Below are 22,345 nucleotides of genomic sequence, written 5' to 3'. Positions count from 1 at the left end.
AAGATAATGTTATCATTCCTAAAAAGAGCTAAGAAAAGTGGAAAAGATACGACTGTCTCTAGTAATCAATTATTCGGACAAGAAGAAACAAATACTGAAAATAAAACTGTAAAACCAACGCTTTACTTCCACCCAAGCTGGGGTGCAGTAGCACAAGAACAAAAATACATTTATCAATTTTTACATAAAGAACTAACACGTTTACAAGAATATCAAATTTCTTTATCTGGAATTGAGATTGAAAAACGTGATAATGGTTATGACGTAGCTGTATTTATTCGTAGCACTGTTCCGAAACCAATTTCTTTCGAAGAGGTTACATTAATCCTTCTAAATAAAGAGAAGAAACTATGTGCCCGCAAAACATTTAACCTTTCTGCATTAGGAGATATTCCTGCAAATGTAAATATGCCATTCATCTTTACATTTGAGCAAGAAACAATTACAGATGCCGAACTATCGCAAACAGATTGGGAATTAGCGTTTGAACTTGAAAGTAAGCATGCATTAGATTTAGACCCATCTTGGGAAGCTCAGTTACCTGAAGCAAGCAAAGAAGCTTTACGTAATTTTGTAGACAATTTAACACCTCCAAATGATGGTGAAATTAACTTCCTAGGTCTGCAAGCTGCAAGAAAAGAAAACGGTGATTTACATACAACGCTTCTTATTCGTAACGGTTGCAAAGACAACATTCAACTAGAGCAGCTTCCTCTTCATATTGAAGATGCTTCTGGTGCAGTTGTTGTGAAAGGTGCTTTCACATTACCGAATCTTGAAATTAAAGCGAACACTACAAAACCGTGGTCATTTGTCTTCCCTGCTTCATCTATATTAAAAGAAGATATGGATCTATCTTCTTGGAAAGCGTTTGTACCACAAGACTAATAAGAGAGGCTGCTTCCAAAGCAGCCCCTCTTATTCTTTTTCATACAAAAAGCCTGTTCAAAAAGATGGTCATCACACCTCCTTGGACAGGCTTATTCTTTATGTAAAATTTACTTCGTTACTAATAAACGTTCAATATGATATTCAGCTTCTAATTTGCACATTTCATCTGCGTGTTGCATTTCATGCCTCTTTAAATGCTCTACTTGCTCTTCGCTCGGTTTTTCATTAATAAACTCGTTAATTTTTTCATTCACTTTCATCGCTAATGCTTGATGGAAATCTGGATGTCCTTTCAACTCTTCGTCTACTTTATTAATCCAAGTTGATTTTGTGTATAAATATTGTTTCCACTGTTCAACAAATTGCTGCATATCAAATTTTTCTTCATTCCATTCAATTTCTTTCATATACTTCTCAAAAGAAACAACAATTGATCGTGTAATCCCGATCTTCACTCCATGTGGTAACTGTTTGTACATCAAATATTCCCTCCAGCTTAAAGCTCTTCCTTCTGAATATAAAGGAATCTCAAAATTCATATACCTTCTTATAATAGCATATTGCTAATCTAAGATGTTACTATACTGCTAAGATTAATAAATGTCAATAATCGTAAAATATCTCTATATAGTGATATTAAATACAATAAAAAAAACACCCTCATACGAGGGCATTTCCTTATATAGCCTCAGCTTTTACAAACTGTAATTTATCTTTTTGCTCATCATTCGCCAACGTCACTATCGTCTTTTCAACATGCGGGTGTACATGTTCCAGCGTCACACTCGCGCCCGCTTTATCCGATTGCTCAACAAAGTTTAACAATGCCATCGCTCCTGATACATCCATATAGCGCACATCTTTCATACGTAAAACAACCGGAGACTTTACGTCTTGTAAAGTCTGAAAAACACGATCCACTGTTAGGAAAGAAAGTGGACCTTTAATTTTATACGTCGCTTCCTTTTCTTTTACAATAGAAGCTTTACGTTCTTTACATTTCACCATGTATATAATGAACGAAAGAATAATACCGAATGCAACAGCGATCATTAAATCAAACTTCACTGTGACAATCATCGTTACAAGCATAACAATGACATCACCTTTTGGTGCTACATTCATTTTCTTCATGCTTTCCCAATCAAACATGCCAATACCAGTTAAAATTAAAATACCTGACAATACAGCAAGCGGAATGTATTGTACGACCGATCCAAGTCCCATAATGAAAATAAATAATATAACACTATGCATACATGCCGAAAGCGCCGTTTTACCACCGCTTCTTATATTAACGATAGATCGTACAGTCGCACCTGCCCCTGCTAATCCGCCAAACAACCCGCTTACCATATTACCGATACCTTGTCCGACCAGTTCTTTATTACTTTTATGACGTGTACCCGTCACATTATCCATTACGACCGATGTTAATAACGAGTCAATCGATCCTAATAAAGCAATACTAAGCGCTGGTAAAATAAGTTCTGCGATGCCTGTTCCACTTAAAGATGGAATATGAAGCGTCGGCATCGCTTCTGGAATCGTCCCAATCTTTTCAATCACCTTATTTAATGACAAGTTTCCGATAATCGGCAACTTCACTGTAAGCCCTTCTAACGCAGAAGAAAATAAAGGAAGCAAAGCCGTCACACCAACTAATGCAACTAAACTAGATGGAATAGCCTTAATCCATTTTCCAGAAACAATCATTACAATAATCGTTAATACTACGAGTAGAAAACTATTTTGCACATGCTTTATTTCACCTAAAATAATAATTAATGCGATACCATTCATAAATCCTGAAACGACAGGATACGGAATATATCGCACGTAAGAGCCAAGCTTACATACACCGAATAAAATTTGAAACAGTCCCGCCATCATAAAGGCTATAAAACTCGCCTCTAACCCGTGCGTCGCAATAACACCTGTCGCAATAACCGTAATCGGCCCAGTTGGCCCCGTAACCTGCCCCGGCGTCCCACCAAATAAAGCCGCAAATAAACCTGCAAAAATCGCACCATACAATCCGACTAGTGCTCCCTCTGACGTTCCCGTTGCAGCAATACCAAATGCAATGGCAAGTGGCAACGCAACAATCGCAACAGTAAAACCTGCTAAACATTCCTTTGCTATTTTTTGAAACATATAATAACCACCTTCATATAAAGTCCATTTTCCATTGTACACCTAAAAGAATACATTCGTTAGCCCACTTTTTACAGTATCGTGACGTAAACGCATTCAATTGTAAGCTCACGCCGCATCTTTGGAAACTATTATAACTATGCTATAATAGATAAATTAAATCTTTTATTATATATTTGGAGGCACTATGCTAACTTTTGAAGAAAAATTATCGATTATTGAATCTTTCCCAGAATTAGAAAGAAAGAACGTATCATTAAAACGTGTGAACTTTCACTTTGAAGAAAGTCGTTTAGATAAAAAGAACGTTGTATATCATTTACATCCAAATGGAAACGGCTTTGTATATGCAAACTTCATTAAAGGTTATAAAACAGATGATAAAGGCATGATTAACATCCGTGAGTTTTCAGAAGAAGAACTGCGTTCATTAATTGAAAAAGTAATTGAACGTCTATCACAGGAGCCAGAAGAAATTGTTACATCAATGGAACCTGCTGCAGAAGAAGAATGGAAGAACGAAGACGGCCACATCCTAACTCTTATTCAAGAGGATGATATGTGGAACGTGTACGCTGGTGTAAACTTAGACGGTACATTCAACTCTTATCCAGAAGCTGCTGAATACCTTGATGAAGAAGGATTTTCACGTAAATAATACGATCTAAGGAGGCCGTCCCATTTTTTGGGATGGTCTCTCTTATTAATAAGTAGGCGATCCAGTTAAGTCGATGTATTTAAATTTATTTATAGCATCAAAACTTCTTATTCTTACTATCCCCTATCAAAATTTGAATTTGACAACTATACGTCTCCGTATTGAAAACATCACTAACTAACTCCACTTCAATAAAACTCTCTACTTCTATATTATTTTCTTTTATGTATTTAATTATGGTATTTCGACGTTCTTCCTCATTTTCTTTACTATACGCTAACGTTATATATTTCCCGCCCGGTAATACTTTTATATTTTGCATCTCTTCCATATGTACATCATCTCGTACTTTATTAAAAACATACTTCGGTTCTACATCCCAATTTGCATTTACGTTGTAAAGAATCCCCATCTCCATTTCCATTTTCGCTTCATAATCTTGCACGATTTTCTCTAAATCGGAATAATACAGTAACTCCTGTAAACTCCCTACTTCTTTACAAGGCGCAACAACGACATAACGCTGTTCAAAAAATTCAATAGAGATTTCATCATTCTTTAATATTTCCTGTGAACTCACTACTTTCGCATGTAAGTCATCAATCGTTTCCATTACCTCTTTCATTTTCTTTATATGCTCTTCCGCTTCTTCTCTCTTCACTTGTAAAAATCGTAGCAATTTATCCGTATTACGTTCCTTAAAAATCTCTTGCAGCTCTACTATGCTCGTGTTCAACTCTCGACAGCTTTTTATAATATCAATGTGAATAAATTGATCTATAGAATAATATCTATACCCCGTTGATTCATCAACATGTTTTGGAATAAGAATCCCCATCTTATGATAGTATCTTAGCGCTTTTATCGTAATATCCTTTATTTTTGCAACTTCTCCAATAGAAAACATTTTTTTCATTTGCATCTCTTCCCTTATATTTTTTCGCATATAACCATTGACTCTCCCCTTAGAGGAGACCTTATTATTTATAATAAGTCATTTACATTAATAAAGGGAGTATAAAATTATGAACACAGTACAATATAGAAGTCTTGTTAAGGAAGACTATGAGCCTATAAAACATTTAATCGGTGAAGCATTTGGATTTAATGAATTCATTACAGATAAAAATTTCTTAAACTCAGTATTAAATTTTTATCTACACAGTTGTATTTTAGGAAGTTCCTTCAGTAAAGTAGCTGAAAAAGATAATAAAGTGATCGGCGTTATTTTAGGCGATTCTGAAAAAGATAAAAACCGTTTAAAGAGATTTCATAACACCGTTAGCTTTTCCTATAACACGCTGAAACTATTCCTAACGAATAAAGAGAATAAGGAATTCTTAAAAGCATTTATACAAGTAAAAAAAACATATAAAGAACTCATACAAGGAAAAGAAGATCAATTTCAAGGCTGTATACAATTATTTATCGTTTCTGAAGAATCGAGAGGTCTTGGTGTTGGAAAATATTTATTAAACGATTTGTTCCAATACATGAAAAAAGAAGAGGTAACATCTTTATATTTATATACAGATAACGCATGCAACTATGCATTTTATGACAGACAAAACTTCCAGCGTATACAAGAAAAAGCAGTTGATTTTGGACCAAAAGAAGAAGATTTCAATGTGTTTTTGTATCGCTATAACTTTAACTCATAGTAATATGTACAATCCCATGCTCTTTGCTACTTAGCAAAGAGCTATATTAAGTATGAACGCTATTATTCGTTCAAGTCGATTTAAATAGAGAAAACTCACTTAAAAAGGAGCGCACAACATGGAATGGATTCATGAATTATTTCAGCAATATGGGTATTATGTAGTACTTGTCGGTTTACTTTTAGAATATATTGCGCTTCCGTTTCCAGGGGAGCCTACATTAGCCTATGCAGGATTTTTATCACACCAAGGAGATTTAAGTCTACCAATTTTAATTATGTTATCTTTTATTGGGACAAGTGTAGGTATGACCTTCCAATACTTTGTAGGAAATAAACTAGGCATGCCCTTCATTCAGAAGTATGGGAAATATGTATTTTTAACTCAAAAGAAAATTAATTTAACAAAAATGTGGTTCGATAAATACGGCTACTTTCTAATCTTTATCGCCTTTTTCATCCCAGGTGTCCGTCATTTCACAGGGTACTTTGCAGGAATTATCAACTTACCATTTCGCCGCTTTGCGATGACAATTTATTCAGGTGCTCTATTTTGGGTATCCTTCTTCTTGATCGGTGGTTATTGGTTAGGTGAAAATTTAGAAGAGATCTTCCAAATACTTGGGCAACACATATGGAAAATTCTCTTCGGTATGATTATCATTACGCTAATCGCCCGATTTCGTAAAAACATAAAGCATTTGATTTTAAAGCGTATCAATTAAAACAATAAAATTTAGCTTAACTAAGTACGAAAATAAAAAAGCGGCGACCTATAGTCTCCGCTTTTTTCACATGCATTTTGTTTCCAAACGAACTCTCATGTTCATTAGTTTTTCTGACGTCTAAACAACATCGCTCCGAAAAGTAATAAGAACATACCTGCCATAACAGAAGTAGCTTCTGTTGATGCTCCACCTGTTTGAGGAAGAAGTTTTGATTTCTTATTATTTTCTTCACTCGGTGATACCTCAGATTTTTTTTGCACTTCTGCTTTACTGTGTACCTCTTGCTTGTTTTGTACCTCTACTTTTTCTTGTACACTTTGTTTGTTTAACACTTCTGTTGTTTCTTCTTTAGTTTGCTCTTCTTTTGGTGTTACTAGAATTTCCGGTTTCTCAGTAACTTCTGGTTTCTCTAGCTCTTTCGGCTCTTCTGTCACTTTTGGTGTTTCCGGTTTTTCTTCTTTTATTTCTTCTATTGTTTCTTCTTTAGTTTCTTCTTCTTTTGGTGTTACTAAAATTTCCGGTTTTTCTTTTACCTCTGGCTTCTCTAGCTCTTTCGGCTCTTCTGTCACCTTTGGCTCTTCCGGTTTTTCTTCTTTTATTTCTTCTATTGTTTCTTCTTCAACTTGCTCTTCTTCTGGTTTTACATGAATTTCCGGCTTCTCCGTAACTTCTGGCTTCTCTAGCTCTTTCGGCTCTTCTGTTACTTTCGGTTCTTCCGGTTTTTCTTCTTTTATTTCTTCTATTGTTTCTTCTTCAACTTTTTCTTCTTCTGGTTTTACATGAATTTCCGGCTTCTCCGTAACTTCTGGCTTCTCCAGCTCTTTCGGCTCTTCTGTTACCTTTGGTGTTTCCGGTTTCTCTTCTTTTATTTCTTCTATTGTTTCTTCTTCAATTTGCTCTTCTTCTGGTTTTACATGAATTTCCGGCTTCTCCGTAACTTCTGGCTTCTCTAACTCTTTCGGCTCTTCTGTTACTTTCGGTTCTTCCGGTTTTTCTTCTTTTATTTCTTCTGTTGTTTCTTCTTGAGTTGATTCTTCTTCTGGTTTTACATGAATTTCCGGTTTCTCCGTAACTTCTGGCTTCTCTAGCTCTTTCGGCTCTTCTGTTACTTTCGGTTCTTCCGGTTTTTCTTCTTTTATTTCTTCTGTTGTTTCTTCTTGAGTTGATTCTTCTTCTGGTTTTACATGAATTTCCGGCTTCTCCGTAACTTCTGGCTTCTCTAGCTCTTTCGGCTCTTCTGTTACTTTCGGTTCTTCCGGTTTTTCTTCTTTTATTTCTTCTGTTGTTTCTTCTTCGGCTTTTTCTTCTTCTGGTGTTACATGAATTTCCGGTTTCTCCGTAACTTCTGGCTTCTCTAGCTCTTTCGGCTCTTCTGTTACTTTTGGTGTTTCTGGGTTAGTTTGAGCTTCCAGTTCTTCTATCGATTCTTCTTTACCTTGTTCTTCTACTTCTGTTACTTCGTAGATTTTTATATTTGTAATATCATATCCATTAACTTTCGATTGATATCCTGATACTGGCTGTTCTTTCACTTCATACGTATGAGCTTTTCCTTCGTTATCAACTGCCGGTAACTTTCCAAACTCATATTTCCAACCATTTGCTGCCATAACTTCTTTCGTTGCAATGACTTTACCATCTTGCAGTAAATCTACTTTAATCATTTTTGGACGATCGTTTACTTTATCGCCTTCCCACGTTTTCGTTCCTGCAACAGATGTAGTTTTTAACTTATTTGGAACCATAAGTTTTATTCCGTTTGTAGCATCCTGCTTAATTGTAAAAGAAATTTTTGCTTTCGGATCAAATTCTACGTAGTTCGGAGCAGCAATTTCTTGCACATAGTAATTACCTGGAGCAAGGTTTGGCGCTTCAACTATTCCGTCTTGATTTGTTGTATAGGAATCACCAATTTGCTGACCTGACTCTGTAAATAATTTAAAAGAAACACCTGGGATCACTTTCCCTTCGTTTCCTTCAATATGCTTAACAATTTGCAACGTTCCTTTCGCAGGTAAAACCCCTTCAGCCCCGCCGCCAAATGATATATTTTCAACCTTTACACTATTAGATTCAGAAGTAGGCTTCTCATATAAAATTTGATAGTCAAGTTTATAGTCATTTTGTAGAAACTCTAACTTTTTCCCACTCTCAGTTATAGTTGATGTATAGGCAATAGTAAACGAAGTGGCGTTCCCCATATTTCTATAAACTACAACTTCAAATGAATTATCGCTAGTAAACTTAATATATCCATAACCTCGCTGTTGAAATTGCTCGAGAGACAAATACTCTTTATTATTGATAGTAATAGTAAAACTATCTTTATTTAGCGTTTGTCCTTCTTGTAATGTATCTTTTAAAACGATATTGTCATGTAAATATTGTTTCTTTAAATTTATATTTAAAAACCAGCGCACTTCATTACTTTTGTCTGGCTGAATATCACCAGACTTATAGAAAAAGATCCCCGGTTCTGTACCCTCTCCTTTTGGATGCGTAATACTTACCATTTGTTTTTCTAAATCTGTCCCTAAATTCGTTTGTACATCTTTCGTCTTTCCTGCTTCAACATTCGTACCTTGAACAGTGAAATTAAAGTTCCCTCTAATATTCTCAAGCTTCTCTACCGTATCATTAAATGTACAAACTACATTATTTGTATTAATTTGGCACGTGCCAAAAACACGCCCTGCCTCATCCTTTAACGCAATTGTGCCACTATAACCTTTTAATTCTGGAGGAAGTGCTAACGTTAATGTATCCCCAGACTTCATCTTCTTTCCGGGTTTTTCACTAAAGTTTACATGTATCGTAGTCTTTTCTCCATAACTTAATTTCGTCTTTTCAAATGCAAAACTATCAACAAATCCTGTTGCATTTAATTCTTGAGCATGCCCTACGATAGGCGTAAAAACTTGTCCAATAAAAACAGTAAAAATAAAACAAATTACAGATATTCTTTTTAAATATGTACTCATAAAGCCTCCAATATTCATTGTTAAACTTGTAATCGTGAGATCCATTCCACCCAAAATACCCCTTAAACTAAGGGGGTACAGACTAAAGATTATTTGCAGCATCAAACCATCGTTAGTTCTACAACATAAAGTAATAAACAATACAATTCATTCACTATATTATGTTCATTCCTACTTTTTTCGGGCAGCCAACAATAAATACTATTCCTAATAAAAACACATTACAAGACTGTTCATTTACATATTAATTTGTTACTATATTCATGCTACCAAAATATACTAAATGACCATTTTATTCATACGGTCATCTGACGACTGACTTTCTTTATCTTTCAGCAATAATTCTCCTCTAATCACTTTATTCTACTCTTACTACATTTATTATTTCAACATCTATACAATCCACCTGAAAAGTTCACAAAACCCTTATTTAAAGCGGATTACATACATTTATAAGCAAAATGTAATCCATTAAAAAGTATTTTTACATAATAATAAAAGAGAGTGTAAATAGAAAATACACACCATTTTTTCAATCGTTTTCAAAAAAATAAAGCTATCTTTTCTTATTAAAAAAGATAGCTTTATTTGTATAGACGACTGTTCTACTCCCTATTGTTTTGCGCCTTTCAACGACTCTCTCAGGACAAATTTTTGTAATTTTCCACTCGCATTACGAGGCAGTTCATCCACAAATAAGTAATGACGTGGACGTTTATAATCTGCTAATTCATCACTTTCTTTACAATATATTTCTAAATCCTCTTCTGTAATCGCTTCATCTTTCTTTACAACAACAGCCACAACACGTTCTCCCCATAATTCATCTGGCTCACCAAGCACCGCAACATCTAATACACCAGGATGACTATGAAGGAAATCTTCAATTTCACGTGGATAAATATTAACGCCTCCGCTAATTACCATATCATCCACACGATCTGCGACGAATAAATAACCGTCTTTATCGAAGTAGCCTAAATCACCAGAATGATACCATCCTTTATACATCGATTTTGCATTTGCTTCTTCTCGGTTATGATAACCGGCCATCATAGTTGGGCCACGCAAAATAATCTCTCCTACTTCATACGGAGGCAATACATCATCTGGCTCTGCCGGTGCATCTTCGCTTGGCTTTACAATTCGAATTTCATGACTAAAGCATGGTGTTCCCGCTGAACCAGCTTTCGTAATTTGATCCTCTTCTACGAGAAATGCAACAACTGGTCCCATTTCTGTCATTCCATAAATTTGTACAAGATCAATATAAAGACGTTCTTTACATTCCTTTACTAATGCTGGCGCCATCGCCGCTCCACCATATATACCAATCTTCATCGACGTTAAATCGTACTGTGTTAAATCTTTTTGCAGTAACATATTCCACATCGTCGGTGCTGCAAAAAACGTCGTAATCTTCTCTTCTTGAATCGTATGTAATACTCTATCCGTATCAAAATGATGCAAAATAACATTCTTTCCGCCAACTTGAATACGCGGAATGATTCCAGCATTTAACTCGCCGCAATGATATAAAGGTGCTACAACAAGTCCGGCACTATCTCTATTATATTTTAAGAAATACGTACAAATCATACTATGCTCAGCCATATCACGATGGCGATGTAGTACGCCTTTCGGATGACCAGTCGTACCGCTCGTATATAACATAGAACAAAAATCCATTTCATCGACTTCAATATCTACTTTTTCAGCTGATGCTGCATTCACTTTTTCATGGTAAGAACTAGCATAGGAAGGTGTATCGTCTTCTACATACCAAAAAGACGAATTTGGAAAATCTCGCTCAATGATAGCAACAGTTGATTCAACTGCTTTTTCAAAGACCACTACTTTCGAGGCTGCATCTTGAAGGATATACGATAGTTCTTTTGCTTTTAAACGGAAGTTAATCGGGTTAAAGATTGCCCCAATTTTCGCACAAGCTAAGTAAACGTTTACAAATTCACGGCAATTATATAAGTAGACAGATACAGTATCTCCCTTTCTTACCCCTTCTTTCAACAGAGCTTGCGCCGTTTTATTTATTTGCTCATCCCACTGTTTATATGTCCAGCAAATATTTTTTTCTGGCTCTACTAACGCCTCTTTATTCGGATACTTACCAACCGCTAAATCAAATATTCTCCCTATCGTCATGTACATGCCAACAATTTCCCCCTTTTCTCTTTCATAAATCTATCATTTCGTCCATAAGTAGACATTGTCCTCTAATGATTTGACTAATTTTTCTGATTATTATCGACATAGTTTTACAAACGGTTCCGCTTATCGGTAAGTGAAATTACATCAGCGGTTTTCCGAATATATCGATCACAACTTGAAATGTATCGACCACAACTCCCACAAATAGCGGAATAAAAAAGAGGCTGTTCCAAATCGGAACAACCTCTTTCTTCTTATACAAATAGCTCTTCTAAAATTTTCAGTTTATCTTCTGTATATTTTACGAAGCCATCGTTATATGATTTTGGATCTTTCGGATTTGCGAAGTGCGTAATTGCACCTGTCTTCGGATGAACAAATTTACTTGATGCACCACAGCCAAGTCCGATAATCGATTGAACTTCTTCCATAATAACAATGTTGTAAATACTTTCTTGCGTCGGCATTGCATAACCAACGTTCTCTAAGTTACCTAAAATATTCTTTTGACGATATAGGTAATATGGTACGTAATTATGCTTTTGCGTCCACTCTTCTGCTTCATGCATCATCGCTGTAATTTCTTCGCGACCAGCTACTTTATATTTACGTTTGTTTTGCGTCATTTCAGAAGCACGTTTAAATGATAACGTATGAACTGTTAACGATTCTGGCATTAACTTTTCTGTTTCATCTAACGTATGTTTGAAAATATCTAGCCCTTCACCAGGAAGACCAATAATTAAGTCCATATTAATATTGTTCATTCCCATTTCACGAGCTAAGTGATACTTCTCAATTGTTTCTTCTACAGTATGATGACGTCCAATTGCTTTTAGTGTCTCTTGATGGTATGACTGCGGATTAATACTAATGCGGTCAATATTCCATTTATTTAACACTTCTAGCTTAGCTGGCGTAATTGTATCTGGGCGACCTGCCTCAACTGTTACTTCACGCACATTTTTCACATCTGGGAACGCTTCATACATTTCTTCATACAGCATATCCATCTCTTCTGCTGTAATACTTGTCGGTGTACCTCCGCCGTAATAAATCGTCGTAACTGTTACACCTTTTTCTTTTAAAAACTTACCAATTTCGCGAACTTCATAATGTAAACCACCTAAGAATGAATCAACAGAACCTTGGCGTCCGTTAATTGCATACGCCGGGAATGTACAATATGCACATTTTGTTGGGCAGAATGGAATACCGATATAAATACTTACTTCCTCTTTCAAACGGTATAAATCCGGAACTACCGCTAATTGGCAATCCACAATACGCTGAAGAAGTTCAATTTTCTCTTCATGAATTAAATAGCTTTCACGAAGTTCTTGATGTGCTTCTTCTTTTGACATACCACTTTGAAGCATTTTATGAAGAAGTTTTGTCGGACGAACTCCTGTTAAAATGCCCCAGCTTTGTTCAAGACCAGTTAACTGCTGAAGAACAGAAAGATATACATAAGAAACAACGTGCTTCACTTGCTTCATACGCTCTTTTTCATCTGTGAAAGCAGATAAATCTTTTGCGAATGTTTCTTCATACACATTTCCAGTAGCAACATCTGTTAAACGAGCAGATGCTTTCACATTCTCTTCAATGTGTATATCAACGATAAGATTTGCTTCCTCTTGTTCAAATCCAATCGTACTATCTTCAAAAAATAAGCCGCCAATATTTTGCAGCGGACGTAAAAAACGATCATCTTGTAACGTTTTAATTGAAATTAACAACATTATCACCTTTTCATTTGCAAACTCTCTTTAGTTTACTTGAAGGGCGTTTGTAGGTCAATACAGAAGGTTTTACCTTATTTAGATATCCTATTTAAAACAAACTGAATATTGATTTTTAACGAACTTTCTCCAGTTGTATAGACATTGTAATATACTCTTGTTACAATCTAGAACGTATTAGTACTTGCTACTAAATTAAATACACTTAAAGGAGGACTCTTAACACGACATTTAGAGACTATCACGTGTTAAAACAACTATGAAAAAAAAGTTTTACAACATTTTAGCATTATCTTTGGCATTACAAGCATTTGTAGCACCTACCCATTCATTCGCAGAAAGTATAGAGAAAACTGCGGAATTGTCTATTGATGAACAAGCGTTAAAAAGTATTGAAGAACATGCAAAGCAGCATAGACATGATGAAGAAAACGACCTTGAAATCTCGGGTGAATATCTTCTCCACTTATCAACAAAACTTCCACTATACGATGCAAACGACTTAAAAACCAAAACAAATATTGAAATTACTGAACCAGTAGTAAAGGCAACGAAGAAAAAAGGGAATACATATTACGTACAAACTACATCCGGTTCTGGTTGGGTTAATAAAGAAAATAATAGTTTAGAAATACAAGAGATTCATAAACTTTCAAATCAAAAACTAATTGTGAAAGATGAAACATCAATATATTCATTCCCTTTCCAATCGTTTAAAGAAGAAACGACATTACAGCCACAAACAGTAGCTCCTACTGAACAAGCTGGAAATTGGTTTAAAATTCAACTGAACGGAACTGAGAAATGGATTTATGCTCCTTCAGCTACATTCGAAGGTACGAAAGCATCATTATTTGAAAAAACAGGTTCTATCGAAAAAAGAAGCGTAACTTTCTTCAAAACACCATCTAATTTGCCTACAAATAACGTTTATGGTGTTACATTTAAAGAAATGATCGTTCCAAAAGGGAATGAAAACATTCGTCCTGGCTACGCAATGGAACCGAAATACATTACAATTCATGAAACTGCTAATACGAGTAAAGGTGCTAACGCGTTAAATCATGCGAAGTACCTAGATAGTCAAGCCCGCGGAAATACTGATCGTTCAGCATCTTGGCATTTTACAGTAGATGACAAAGAAATTTATCAACACCTTCCATTAAATGAAGTTGGATGGCATGCTGGCAATAAGACTGGAAACTATGAATCTATCGGAATTGAAATTGCTGTGAACAGTGATGGGAATTATGCTAAAGCGGTAGAAAACGCACGGAAATTAGCAGCCTATTTAATGAACGAATTAAACATATCTCTAGATCACGTTCAAAAGCATCAATTTTGGAGCGGAAAAAACTGCCCTGCATTTATGATTCAACGCGGACAATGGGATGCTTTCTTAAAGGGCACGAATGCTTTCTATAATGAACATCGTAAAGATGTTATTCCACCGCCAGAAGTTCCTCATGAAAAAGACGACATTACAGGTGGATGGTATGAACAAGACATTCGTCAGTTAGCTGCTAGAAAAATCATGTTCGGTGACGGCAATGGTTCTTATTGGCCAAATCGTCTTGTCACACGAGCTGAGTTTGCAAGTTTAATGTCAAGAGCTTTAAAATTACCTGCTGGAAACGCTAAATTTACAGACTTAAATGAGGCACATCCATCTTTAGTGGATGGAATTAACCGTGCCGCTAGCGCAGGTATCATTAATGGTCGTGGGAATAATAAATTTGATCCCAATGCTACAATAACACGTGATGAAGCTGTTATTATGATTGACCGTGCATTAGAATATAACTGGATTTATAGAAAAGAAGTGAAATTACCATTCACTGACCAAAACTTAACATACGATAAAAAAGCATTACAAAACGTTTATGCATATGGAATTGTAAAAGGTAACGAACGGAATGAATTCGTACCAAAAGGCACAGCAACACGTGCTGAATCAGCCGCATTTTTAAATCGAATGCTTAAGGTTATTGAAGCTTAAACCAAAAACTAAAAGGCATAAGAGATAACATTTCTCTTATGCCTTTTATAAAACTATTAGCTATTTTTTATCATAAATCTAAGACGTATTCCTAATAAAACAAGAGCAAAACCAATGAATGGTAGATAATTCATATCATGTCCTGTGGCTGGAAGGCGTTGCGTATGAGACGCGCCTTGTTCTTTTTCTGGTAAGTTAGGTTTTTCTTTATCTACGTTTTCCATTCCTTCACCTGGTTTTTCTGTTTCTTCACCCGGATTTTCTGTTTCTTCACCCGGTTTCTCTGTTCCTTCACCTGGTTTCTCTGTTTCTTCGCCCGGCTTTTCTGTTCCCTCACCTGGTTTTTCTGTCTCTTCACCCGGTTTTCCTGTCTCTTCACCTGGTTTTTCTGTTTCTTCGCCTGGTTTTTCTATCTCTCCACCTGGTTTCTCTGTTTCTTCACCTGGCTTCTCTGTTTCTTTACCTGGCTTCTCTGTTTCTTCACCCGGCTTCTCTGTTTCTTCACCTGGTTTTTCTGTTTCTTCGCCTGGTTTCTCTGTTTCTTCACCCGGCTTCTCTGTTTCTTCACCTGGTTTTTCTGTTTCTTCGCCTGGTTTTTCTGTTTCTTCACCCGGTTTCTCTGTTTCTCCACCTGGTTTTTCTGTTTCTTCACCTGGCTCTTTTTGATTTGTAATTTGAAGTTTTATAACTTCAATTTTTTGATTAGAAATCGTAAACTTGATTTCCTTATTAGATAAAGTGTATCCTTCTGGAGCCTGTACTTCTTTTAAAATGTAATCTCCTGGTTCCAGTTTCTTCGAAGTTGCTTTACCATTTTTATCTGTTGTTAATGTGTCTATTTTCGTTCCGTCTTTCAAAATTTCAAAAACTGCGCCTGCTAATGTTTTATTTGTATCATTCGCATCTACCTTTGTAATTTCTACTTGACCTGTTACTTTTTCTTTCACTTTTTCATTCAATACTTCTTGTTTTACTACTTCATTCGCTACGATGTTTACTTCTACTGTCACTTCTAGCGCTTTATAACCTTCTGGCGCTTTCGTTTCTTCTAACGTGTATTTTCCTGGCACTACGTTTTCGAATTTCACAACACCATCTTTATCTGTTGTTTTCGCTTCTCCAACTACTTGACCAGATTCATTCTTTAATTTAAATTCTGCGCCTGCTAGAACTTTTCCACTTTCTGCATCCTTTTTGATTACTTGTAAGCTTCCTAGTTCTTTCGCATTTTCTATTTTTACTTGTACTACTTTATTTGCTTCCACAACGACTTCAATTTCTTCTTTTAACAACTTATATCCTTGTGGTGCTTTCGTTTCTTTCAATGTGTATTTTCCTGGTTCTAATTTTTGAGAGATTACTTTACCTGTTTTATCTGTTCGTAATGTCTCTACTTTTTTACCGTCTTTATACACTTCAAATTCTGCGTCTGATAATACTTTCGCTTTATCTTCTGCATCCACTTTTACAATTTCAAATTGACCAAGGCTCTTACTATTCGTTACTTTTACATCAATAACTTTTTCACCGTCAACTGTTACACGAATTACTTGTTTTGTTAACTCATAACCTTCTGGTGCTTTTGTTTCTTCTAACGTATATTCCCCCGGCACTAGTCCGTCTACTTTTACAGTTCCAGACTCATTTGTTGTAATTCCTTCTTTTACAACATTTCCTTTCGCATCTTTCAATGTAAATTCTGCGCCTGCTAAACGTTTTGCTTGATCTTTATCATCCGTCTTAATAATTTGTAGAGAACCTAAGACTTTTTCGTTTTCTGCCTCTACTTTTACTATTTCTTTCTCATTTTGAATTATTACTTTCCATTCTTTATTTGAAAGCTTGTAGCCCGTTGGTGCTTTCGTCTCTTTCACTGTGTATTCACCTAATGGTAATTTCGGTGACATCACTTTTCCACTCTCATCTGTTTTCAGTTCCGCTACCTTTTTACCATCTTTATACACTTCGAATTCTGCACCTGATAATACTTTCGTTTTATCATTCGCATCTACTTTCACAATTTCGAATTGACCTGTTACTTTTTCATTCGTAACTTCTTGTTTTACTACTTCATTCGCTACAACATTTACTTCTACTGTCACTTCTAGCGCTTTGTAGCCTTCCGGTGCTTTCGTTTCTTCTAACGTGTATTTTCCTGGCACTATGTTTTCGAACTTCACAACACCATCTTTATTCGTTGTTTTCGCTTCTCCAACTACTTGACCAGCTTCGTTCTTTAATTTAAATTCTGCACCTTCTAGAACCTTTCCACTCTCTGCATCCTTTTTGATTACTTGTAAGCTTCCTAGTTCTTTTGCGTTTTCTACTTGTACTTGTACTACTTTGTTTGCTTCCACAACGACTTCAATTTCTTCTTTTAACAATTTATATCCTTGTGGTGCTTTCGTTTCTTTTAATGTGTACTTTCCTGGCTCTAATTTTTGAGAAATTACTTTACCTGTTTTATCTGTTCGTAACGTATCTACTTTCTTACCGTCTTTATACACTTCAAATTCTGCATCTGATAATACTTTCGTTTTATCATTCGCATCTACTTTCACGATTTCAAATTGACCTGTTACTTTTTCGGGGATCTTTTTATTCACCACATCTACAGTCACTACTTTATTAGTCTCTACATCAACAGAAACTGAACTAGATGATAATTCATATCCTTTCGGTGCTTCTACTTCTTTTAATGTATAGCTTCCAACTGGAAGTTGTTTCGATAAAGCTTCACCTTTATCATCTGTAATAATTGTTTCCACAACTTTCCCATCTTTATCTACAACATCAAATTTTGCACCTGGTAAAAGTTGACCAGATTCACTATCTTTTTTCAATAATTTAAATTGGCCATTCTCTACTTTTTTCGTATTCTTCATAACAAGTTCAATTACGTTTGTATTATCAATTGTTACTTTGACTGGTGTATCAACTTTTATATATCCTTCTGGTGCACTAATTTCTTTTACAAAATAGTCACCAAGTGGTAAATCTTTAACTTCCGCAATACCCTTTTCGTTTGTTGTAACAGTAGCTACAACATTATTATCTTTGTCTATAACATCAAATTTTGCGTCTTTTAAAACAATGCTTTCATCGTTTTCATCAACTTTTTTAATTTGTAAATTTCCTTTTTCAGCTGCTGGCTTATTCCATTTCGGCCAGTTAAATTTAAAGTTATGAACCTCAAATCCATCTCTTTGATGTAATCCTCCAACATAGGCTTGTCCATTAATAGAACCACCTTTTGTCTCTACAACTGCATTAGGTGCAAACACACTACCTACTACACCATAACCTTTAGTTGTTATCTTTGTAGCATTAGGAAACACCCAAATTACCTTACTAGCTAACTCAGTAAAAGATGAATTAGGGTCGTATGCTTGAGATGTATTAATTAAGTCTGTTGCCGTCCCAGTATTTCTTGTATCATACAAAATTGCACCGCCACCAAAACTCACTTCTTCTGCATCTGAATAAATAACAATAAAGTCTTTATTCTCTACATTTGGAAGATAAACGTCTTTTACATCAAATGTTTTCTTTCCAGTTTGGCCTGAAGAGACATAAATATTAGGGTTATTTACATCTTCACCGATTCCAAAGCTCATATTAAGTGTTGGCTTATCAGTGTGTAATTGGCCCGCATCCCCAATTACACCATCAACGTCTTTTCTAAATTCTTTAAACTTAGCATCAATCTCCGCTTGCTCTTTATAAGAGATGCGGTCATATGATGTTTTCATTGCGCCTTCTGGATCACCATCTTTTGTCATTGCCACTGTTCCATCTTGGATAATTACTTGTCCTGCTCCCGCTTTCGTAAATTGACCACCTAGTAATAATGATGGATATCCTTCATCTATCCATGTCGCTCCAGCTAAATTATTCGCTCCAGTTGCAGCTGCTAAGACTGTATAACTTGATGCATTCATATTTTTTTGAATGGCCATCGCACCTTCAATATCCGCACTCGTTGCACTATGATCTCCAAAAATGACTGCGTTGTAATAAGATACATCACCTAAACCTTTTAATTCTGTTGTAGCTGCCTCTGCTTTATTTGGTAAATGGATTAAAAAATTCATACATATTAGTAACACGACTATAAAACTACTACTTAATTTTTTTATTTTTTGATTAAATGATTTCCTCAAAAAATTTATTCCCCCTTTTATAATTCCTAGATTTATGAAAAGAAGCTCATTTCATATATACCAAATCTTACTCACATTAACTTAAAATAATCCATTTAAATAAAACAAAGAAACTCTACAACTAATTAATAAAATTACTACAATTCATTTTTGAGATAATGCGTGAACTAAACTAACATGCGGAAATGTTTTTACTTATGGGAGCTCAATAAAATTAATCTGAAGAATATTTCATGTGGTGTAACTATTTTGGCAACATCATCCACTTTACAACAGTTTTCTAAAGGATTCAAGTGAATTGTATAGATTTCAGACACAATTCACCTTCGTGAAACGCTTTCATTCCTAAAATAAAATGAATAAAAAACGTAGCCAAAAGCTACGTTTTTCTTTCATCGTTTCGGTGTATTTTTATGATTCTTCAAAAACGGAAGCGGGAATTGCTTACGGAAATGTTCTTTAATCATATACTCTACACCGTTCTCACTATTTGAACGTGTAATCCAGTCGGCTGCTTGCTTTAATTCTACAGGCGAGTTCCCCATCGCTACACCAAGACCTACATTTTCAATTACTTCTAGATCTTCTAAACTATCTCCAATTGCAACCATTTCGTTTAGCGAAATGTTTAAATGCTCTCCAAGCAATTGTAATCCACGTAATTTTGATACATTTTGCGGCAAAATTTCTATTCGTTTTGAATCACACTCAACATACTCTATATCTTGGAATGCTTTTCTTAATGTATTTAGCCCTCGTTCTTTTTCACCTTTACTTTGGAAAATAACATCAATTTTTGGTGCCGCTACTGGATGATCACGAAGCGCATCACCTAACGAGTCTACAAACTGAACCGGGTAAAATAACGGATCTGCGCTTGATAATACAGTACGCGCAATTAAGTTCGGGGTATTTCTCTCACGATTTCCAATTGAAAACCGTTCATGAGAAATGCGGACATTACAATCAAAGTGCTCTAACACTTGCACAATGTTAAACGTCTTCTCTTCCGATAATCTTCTTTGAACGTACGGCTTATCTAACGTTGCTGAAACGAAAGCACCGCCATGTGTCACTAATATAGAATCTAATTTTAACGCCTTTGCTACTTTATGAGCGGACTGAAAATTACGGCTCGTAAATAATGTAACGTATACATCTTTTCTTTTCACAAACTCAATTGTTTCTCGTAATCCTTTTGCAATTTTTCCGTTGTTGTATAGTAGTGTCCCATCTATATTAAGAGCTAGTAAGCGATAAATCATGTCGCACTCCCCCTCTTCGCTGTTGTACTCTATCCATAATTTATGAAATAAATGTAGCAAATAGAACGAGTTAGAATTACTACTGAAAATTTGGTTTACTATATACATATACACTCAGCAAAGGAGATAGTACAATGCAGGCACCTCCTTCCTTTTATGAAGGCGATACGTTAGAAGTCGCAAAGAAATTACTCGGACAGAAACTTGTACATACTGTAGACGGAGTAAAACGAAGCGGAATCATTGTAGAAGTAGAAGCATACAAAGGTCCCGATGATAAGGCCGCACATAGTTACGGCGGGAAACGAACAGGTCGCACTGAAGTCATGTTTGGCGCACCAGGGCATGCTTACGTATATTTAATTTACGGTATGTATCATTGTTTTAATGTCATTACAGCGCCAGTTGGCACCCCACAAGGTGTTCTCATTCGAGCCCTTGAACCGGTAGACGGGATTGAAGAAATAAAACTAGCGCGCTTCAACAAAACCGACATTACAAAGGCACAGTATAAAAATTTAACGAACGGGCCTGGCAAACTATGCCGTGCCCTCGGAATTACGTTAGAAGAACGAGGCGTATCATTACAAAGCGACACATTACATATTGAACTCGTTCCCGAAGAAGAACACATGTCATCACAATATAAAATAACAGCAGGGCCTCGTATTAACATCGACTATGCAGAAGAAGCTGTGCATTATCCGTGGCGTTTTTATTATGAGGGGCATCCGTTTGTTTCAAAGAAATAAACATATGTAAAGGGAGAGACTATGAGGGGCAAGCCTGAACTAAAAATAGAATCAGAAAAAGTATATAAAACGAAGAAAAACCCAAATGGAATGTTTGTAGCAAGAATACTACAAATTCCAAAAGAAGAAGATAAACTAGACTTTGTTCTTATTTTACAAAATATAAAAACAAAAAATATTATTTATAACAAAGTTTTAGTAACAACAGATAACGACTATTATTCTTTCCGACTGGCTCGTGGGAATATTGAATGGTCCTCCTTATATACTGTTACGGTATGGGATGGACTTGGGCATCAATTGATAGAAGTATCAGCCTTAACCGGTAAAGAGAATTATTTCATTTCTGATGAGCATTGTTCCGCATATCGGGAGTAATCCAATATAAAAGAGAAGCCGAATCGGCTTCTCTTTTTACTCTGCACCTTCCGCAGTCGCAATATTATCCTCTAAATTTTCTCTTGATAATTCAGCCGCCATAAAATCAGCTGTTTCTGGAAGTGCTAAATGCATATGAGCTTTTTGGCAAATTTGGATCGTACAGTTTTCAACAACATAATCGAAAACATGTCCGCCTCCGCTTCTTTCATCATCAATGTAATGTAAGTGGAAACCAGCTACACCAATACCTTGCGCATAATCTGGTGTCCAAAATCCAGCTAGCGTACCTTCTGTATGTTTAAATGAGAAGATCGGTTGTGACTTCGTCACTTCAACGAGCGGTGTATACGGTTTTTCTTGTCTTGGAACAGTTCTCGTTCTTACTTCGCGGAACGTACCATCCATTCGAATACCATAAAATAAGTTTTTACTCGGCATTAATTCATGTAATAATGCTTCGACTTCTTCACGATTCATCGGACGCTCTACCGTATAACTCATTTCTTTTTCAAAAAACGTTACAGTCGCAAACGGTGTTGTTTCTTCTGGTTCTACTTTTTCTGCTGAACCGTCTGAACGTAAATGATAAAATTCATTATCAAACGCAATCATTTCACCATCTAATTGATCAAATGTGCCGATGCCGAAATCACCACGTTCTTTTAGTTCCTCAAAGCTAATCACACCGTCATATATACCATCTAATAGCGCAAGCATTGTAGATGTTTGATATACTTCGTTATTCGTTTTCGTTCTTTTTGCATCAATATCAATGAATTGTGCAACAGTCATCTCA

Annotated in this window: 16 protein-coding genes; 7 read left to right on the top strand and 9 right to left on the bottom strand. The window is 35.7% G+C overall.

Annotated features, from left to right (window positions below):
* Window positions 1-6 precede the first annotated feature (6 nt).
* Entirely contained in the window at window positions 7-888 is an 882-nt protein-coding gene (locus J0835_RS04740; RefSeq protein ID WP_087979592.1) for an accessory Sec system S-layer assembly protein, read from the top strand.
* Between the two features lie 110 nt (window positions 889-998).
* Here J0835_RS04740 and J0835_RS04735 read toward each other — a convergent pair whose 3' ends face one another.
* Window positions 999-1,370 (bottom strand): hypothetical protein, encoded by a 372-nt coding sequence (locus tag J0835_RS04735; protein WP_064473720.1) that lies wholly within the window; start codon window positions 1,368-1,370, stop codon window positions 999-1,001.
* 199 nt (window positions 1,371-1,569) lie between these two features.
* Window positions 1,570-3,090, bottom strand: coding sequence for a SulP family inorganic anion transporter (locus J0835_RS04730; protein WP_140386682.1), 1,521 nt, complete (start codon window positions 3,088-3,090; stop codon window positions 1,570-1,572).
* A 145-nt stretch (window positions 3,091-3,235) separates the two neighbouring features.
* Between J0835_RS04730 and J0835_RS04725 the strand changes: the two genes are divergently transcribed.
* Complete coding sequence (locus J0835_RS04725; RefSeq protein WP_087979590.1) at window positions 3,236-3,706, top strand: hypothetical protein; 471 nt, start codon at window positions 3,236-3,238, stop codon at window positions 3,704-3,706.
* A gap of 97 nt (window positions 3,707-3,803) precedes the next feature.
* On the opposite strand, the gene J0835_RS04720 is transcribed toward J0835_RS04725, so the two are convergent.
* Complete coding sequence (locus tag J0835_RS04720) at window positions 3,804-4,652, bottom strand: MerR family transcriptional regulator (protein ID WP_087979589.1); 849 nt, start codon at window positions 4,650-4,652, stop codon at window positions 3,804-3,806.
* 79 nt (window positions 4,653-4,731) lie between these two features.
* On the opposite strand from J0835_RS04720, the gene J0835_RS04715 reads away from it, so the two are divergent.
* Both J0835_RS04715 and J0835_RS04710 read left to right on the top strand, forming a co-directional pair.
* Window positions 4,732-5,367, top strand: a complete 636-nt coding sequence (locus tag J0835_RS04715) for a GNAT family N-acetyltransferase (protein WP_087979588.1) — start codon at window positions 4,732-4,734, stop codon at window positions 5,365-5,367.
* Between the two features lie 118 nt (window positions 5,368-5,485).
* Entirely contained in the window at window positions 5,486-6,091 is a 606-nt protein-coding gene (locus tag J0835_RS04710) for a DedA family protein (RefSeq protein WP_087979587.1), read from the top strand.
* A gap of 104 nt (window positions 6,092-6,195) precedes the next feature.
* On the opposite strand, the gene J0835_RS04705 is transcribed toward J0835_RS04710, so the two are convergent.
* The 3 genes from J0835_RS04705 to J0835_RS04695 form a co-directional block, all read right to left on the bottom strand.
* Window positions 6,196-9,075: a Cna B-type domain-containing protein gene (locus J0835_RS04705; RefSeq protein WP_144537690.1), complete on the bottom strand. Its 2,880-nt coding sequence runs from the start codon at window positions 9,073-9,075 to the stop codon at window positions 6,196-6,198.
* 612 nt (window positions 9,076-9,687) lie between these two features.
* Window positions 9,688-11,244 (bottom strand): fatty acid--CoA ligase, encoded by a 1,557-nt coding sequence (locus J0835_RS04700; protein ID WP_087979582.1) that lies wholly within the window; start codon window positions 11,242-11,244, stop codon window positions 9,688-9,690.
* A 254-nt stretch (window positions 11,245-11,498) separates the two neighbouring features.
* Complete coding sequence (locus tag J0835_RS04695) at window positions 11,499-12,989, bottom strand: coproporphyrinogen III oxidase (RefSeq protein ID WP_002007015.1); 1,491 nt, start codon at window positions 12,987-12,989, stop codon at window positions 11,499-11,501.
* Window positions 12,990-13,248: 259 nt separating this feature from the next.
* Here J0835_RS04695 and J0835_RS04690 point away from each other — a divergent pair, with 259 nt between their 5' ends.
* Complete coding sequence (locus J0835_RS04690; protein WP_140386679.1) at window positions 13,249-14,988, top strand: S-layer homology domain-containing protein; 1,740 nt, start codon at window positions 13,249-13,251, stop codon at window positions 14,986-14,988.
* Between the two features lie 56 nt (window positions 14,989-15,044).
* On the opposite strand, the gene J0835_RS04685 is transcribed toward J0835_RS04690, so the two are convergent.
* Together J0835_RS04685 and J0835_RS04680 are read right to left on the bottom strand one after the other, a co-directional pair.
* The gene (locus J0835_RS04685; protein WP_140386678.1) at window positions 15,045-19,151 is read right to left on the bottom strand and encodes a SpaA isopeptide-forming pilin-related protein; all 4,107 of its coding nucleotides are present in this window, start codon (window positions 19,149-19,151) and stop codon (window positions 15,045-15,047) included.
* Between the two features lie 392 nt (window positions 19,152-19,543).
* Window positions 19,544-20,416 carry a Cof-type HAD-IIB family hydrolase gene (locus J0835_RS04680; RefSeq protein WP_087979580.1) on the bottom strand — a complete coding sequence of 291 codons (873 nt, stop codon included), beginning with the start codon at window positions 20,414-20,416 and terminating at the stop codon, window positions 19,544-19,546.
* A 134-nt stretch (window positions 20,417-20,550) separates the two neighbouring features.
* On the opposite strand from J0835_RS04680, the gene J0835_RS04675 reads away from it, so the two are divergent.
* Window positions 20,551-21,168, top strand: coding sequence for a DNA-3-methyladenine glycosylase (locus tag J0835_RS04675; protein ID WP_087979579.1), 618 nt, complete (start codon window positions 20,551-20,553; stop codon window positions 21,166-21,168).
* A 21-nt stretch (window positions 21,169-21,189) separates the two neighbouring features.
* Window positions 21,190-21,546 (top strand): hypothetical protein, encoded by a 357-nt coding sequence (locus J0835_RS04670; RefSeq protein WP_087979578.1) that lies wholly within the window; start codon window positions 21,190-21,192, stop codon window positions 21,544-21,546.
* Window positions 21,547-21,582: 36 nt separating this feature from the next.
* Here the strand turns inward: J0835_RS04670 and alsD are convergent, their stop codons facing one another.
* The gene (gene alsD / locus J0835_RS04665; protein WP_087979577.1) at window positions 21,583-22,341 is read right to left on the bottom strand and encodes an alpha-acetolactate decarboxylase; all 759 of its coding nucleotides are present in this window, start codon (window positions 22,339-22,341) and stop codon (window positions 21,583-21,585) included.
* Between the last annotated feature and the right edge of the window lie 4 nt (window positions 22,342-22,345).

It is taken from the genome of Bacillus cereus group sp. Sample62, assembly GCF_036851315.1.
Taxonomy (GTDB): Bacteria; Bacillota; Bacilli; order Bacillales; family Bacillaceae_G; genus Bacillus_A; species Bacillus_A wiedmannii.
This window is presented reverse-complemented; position numbering and strand designations above follow the sequence as displayed.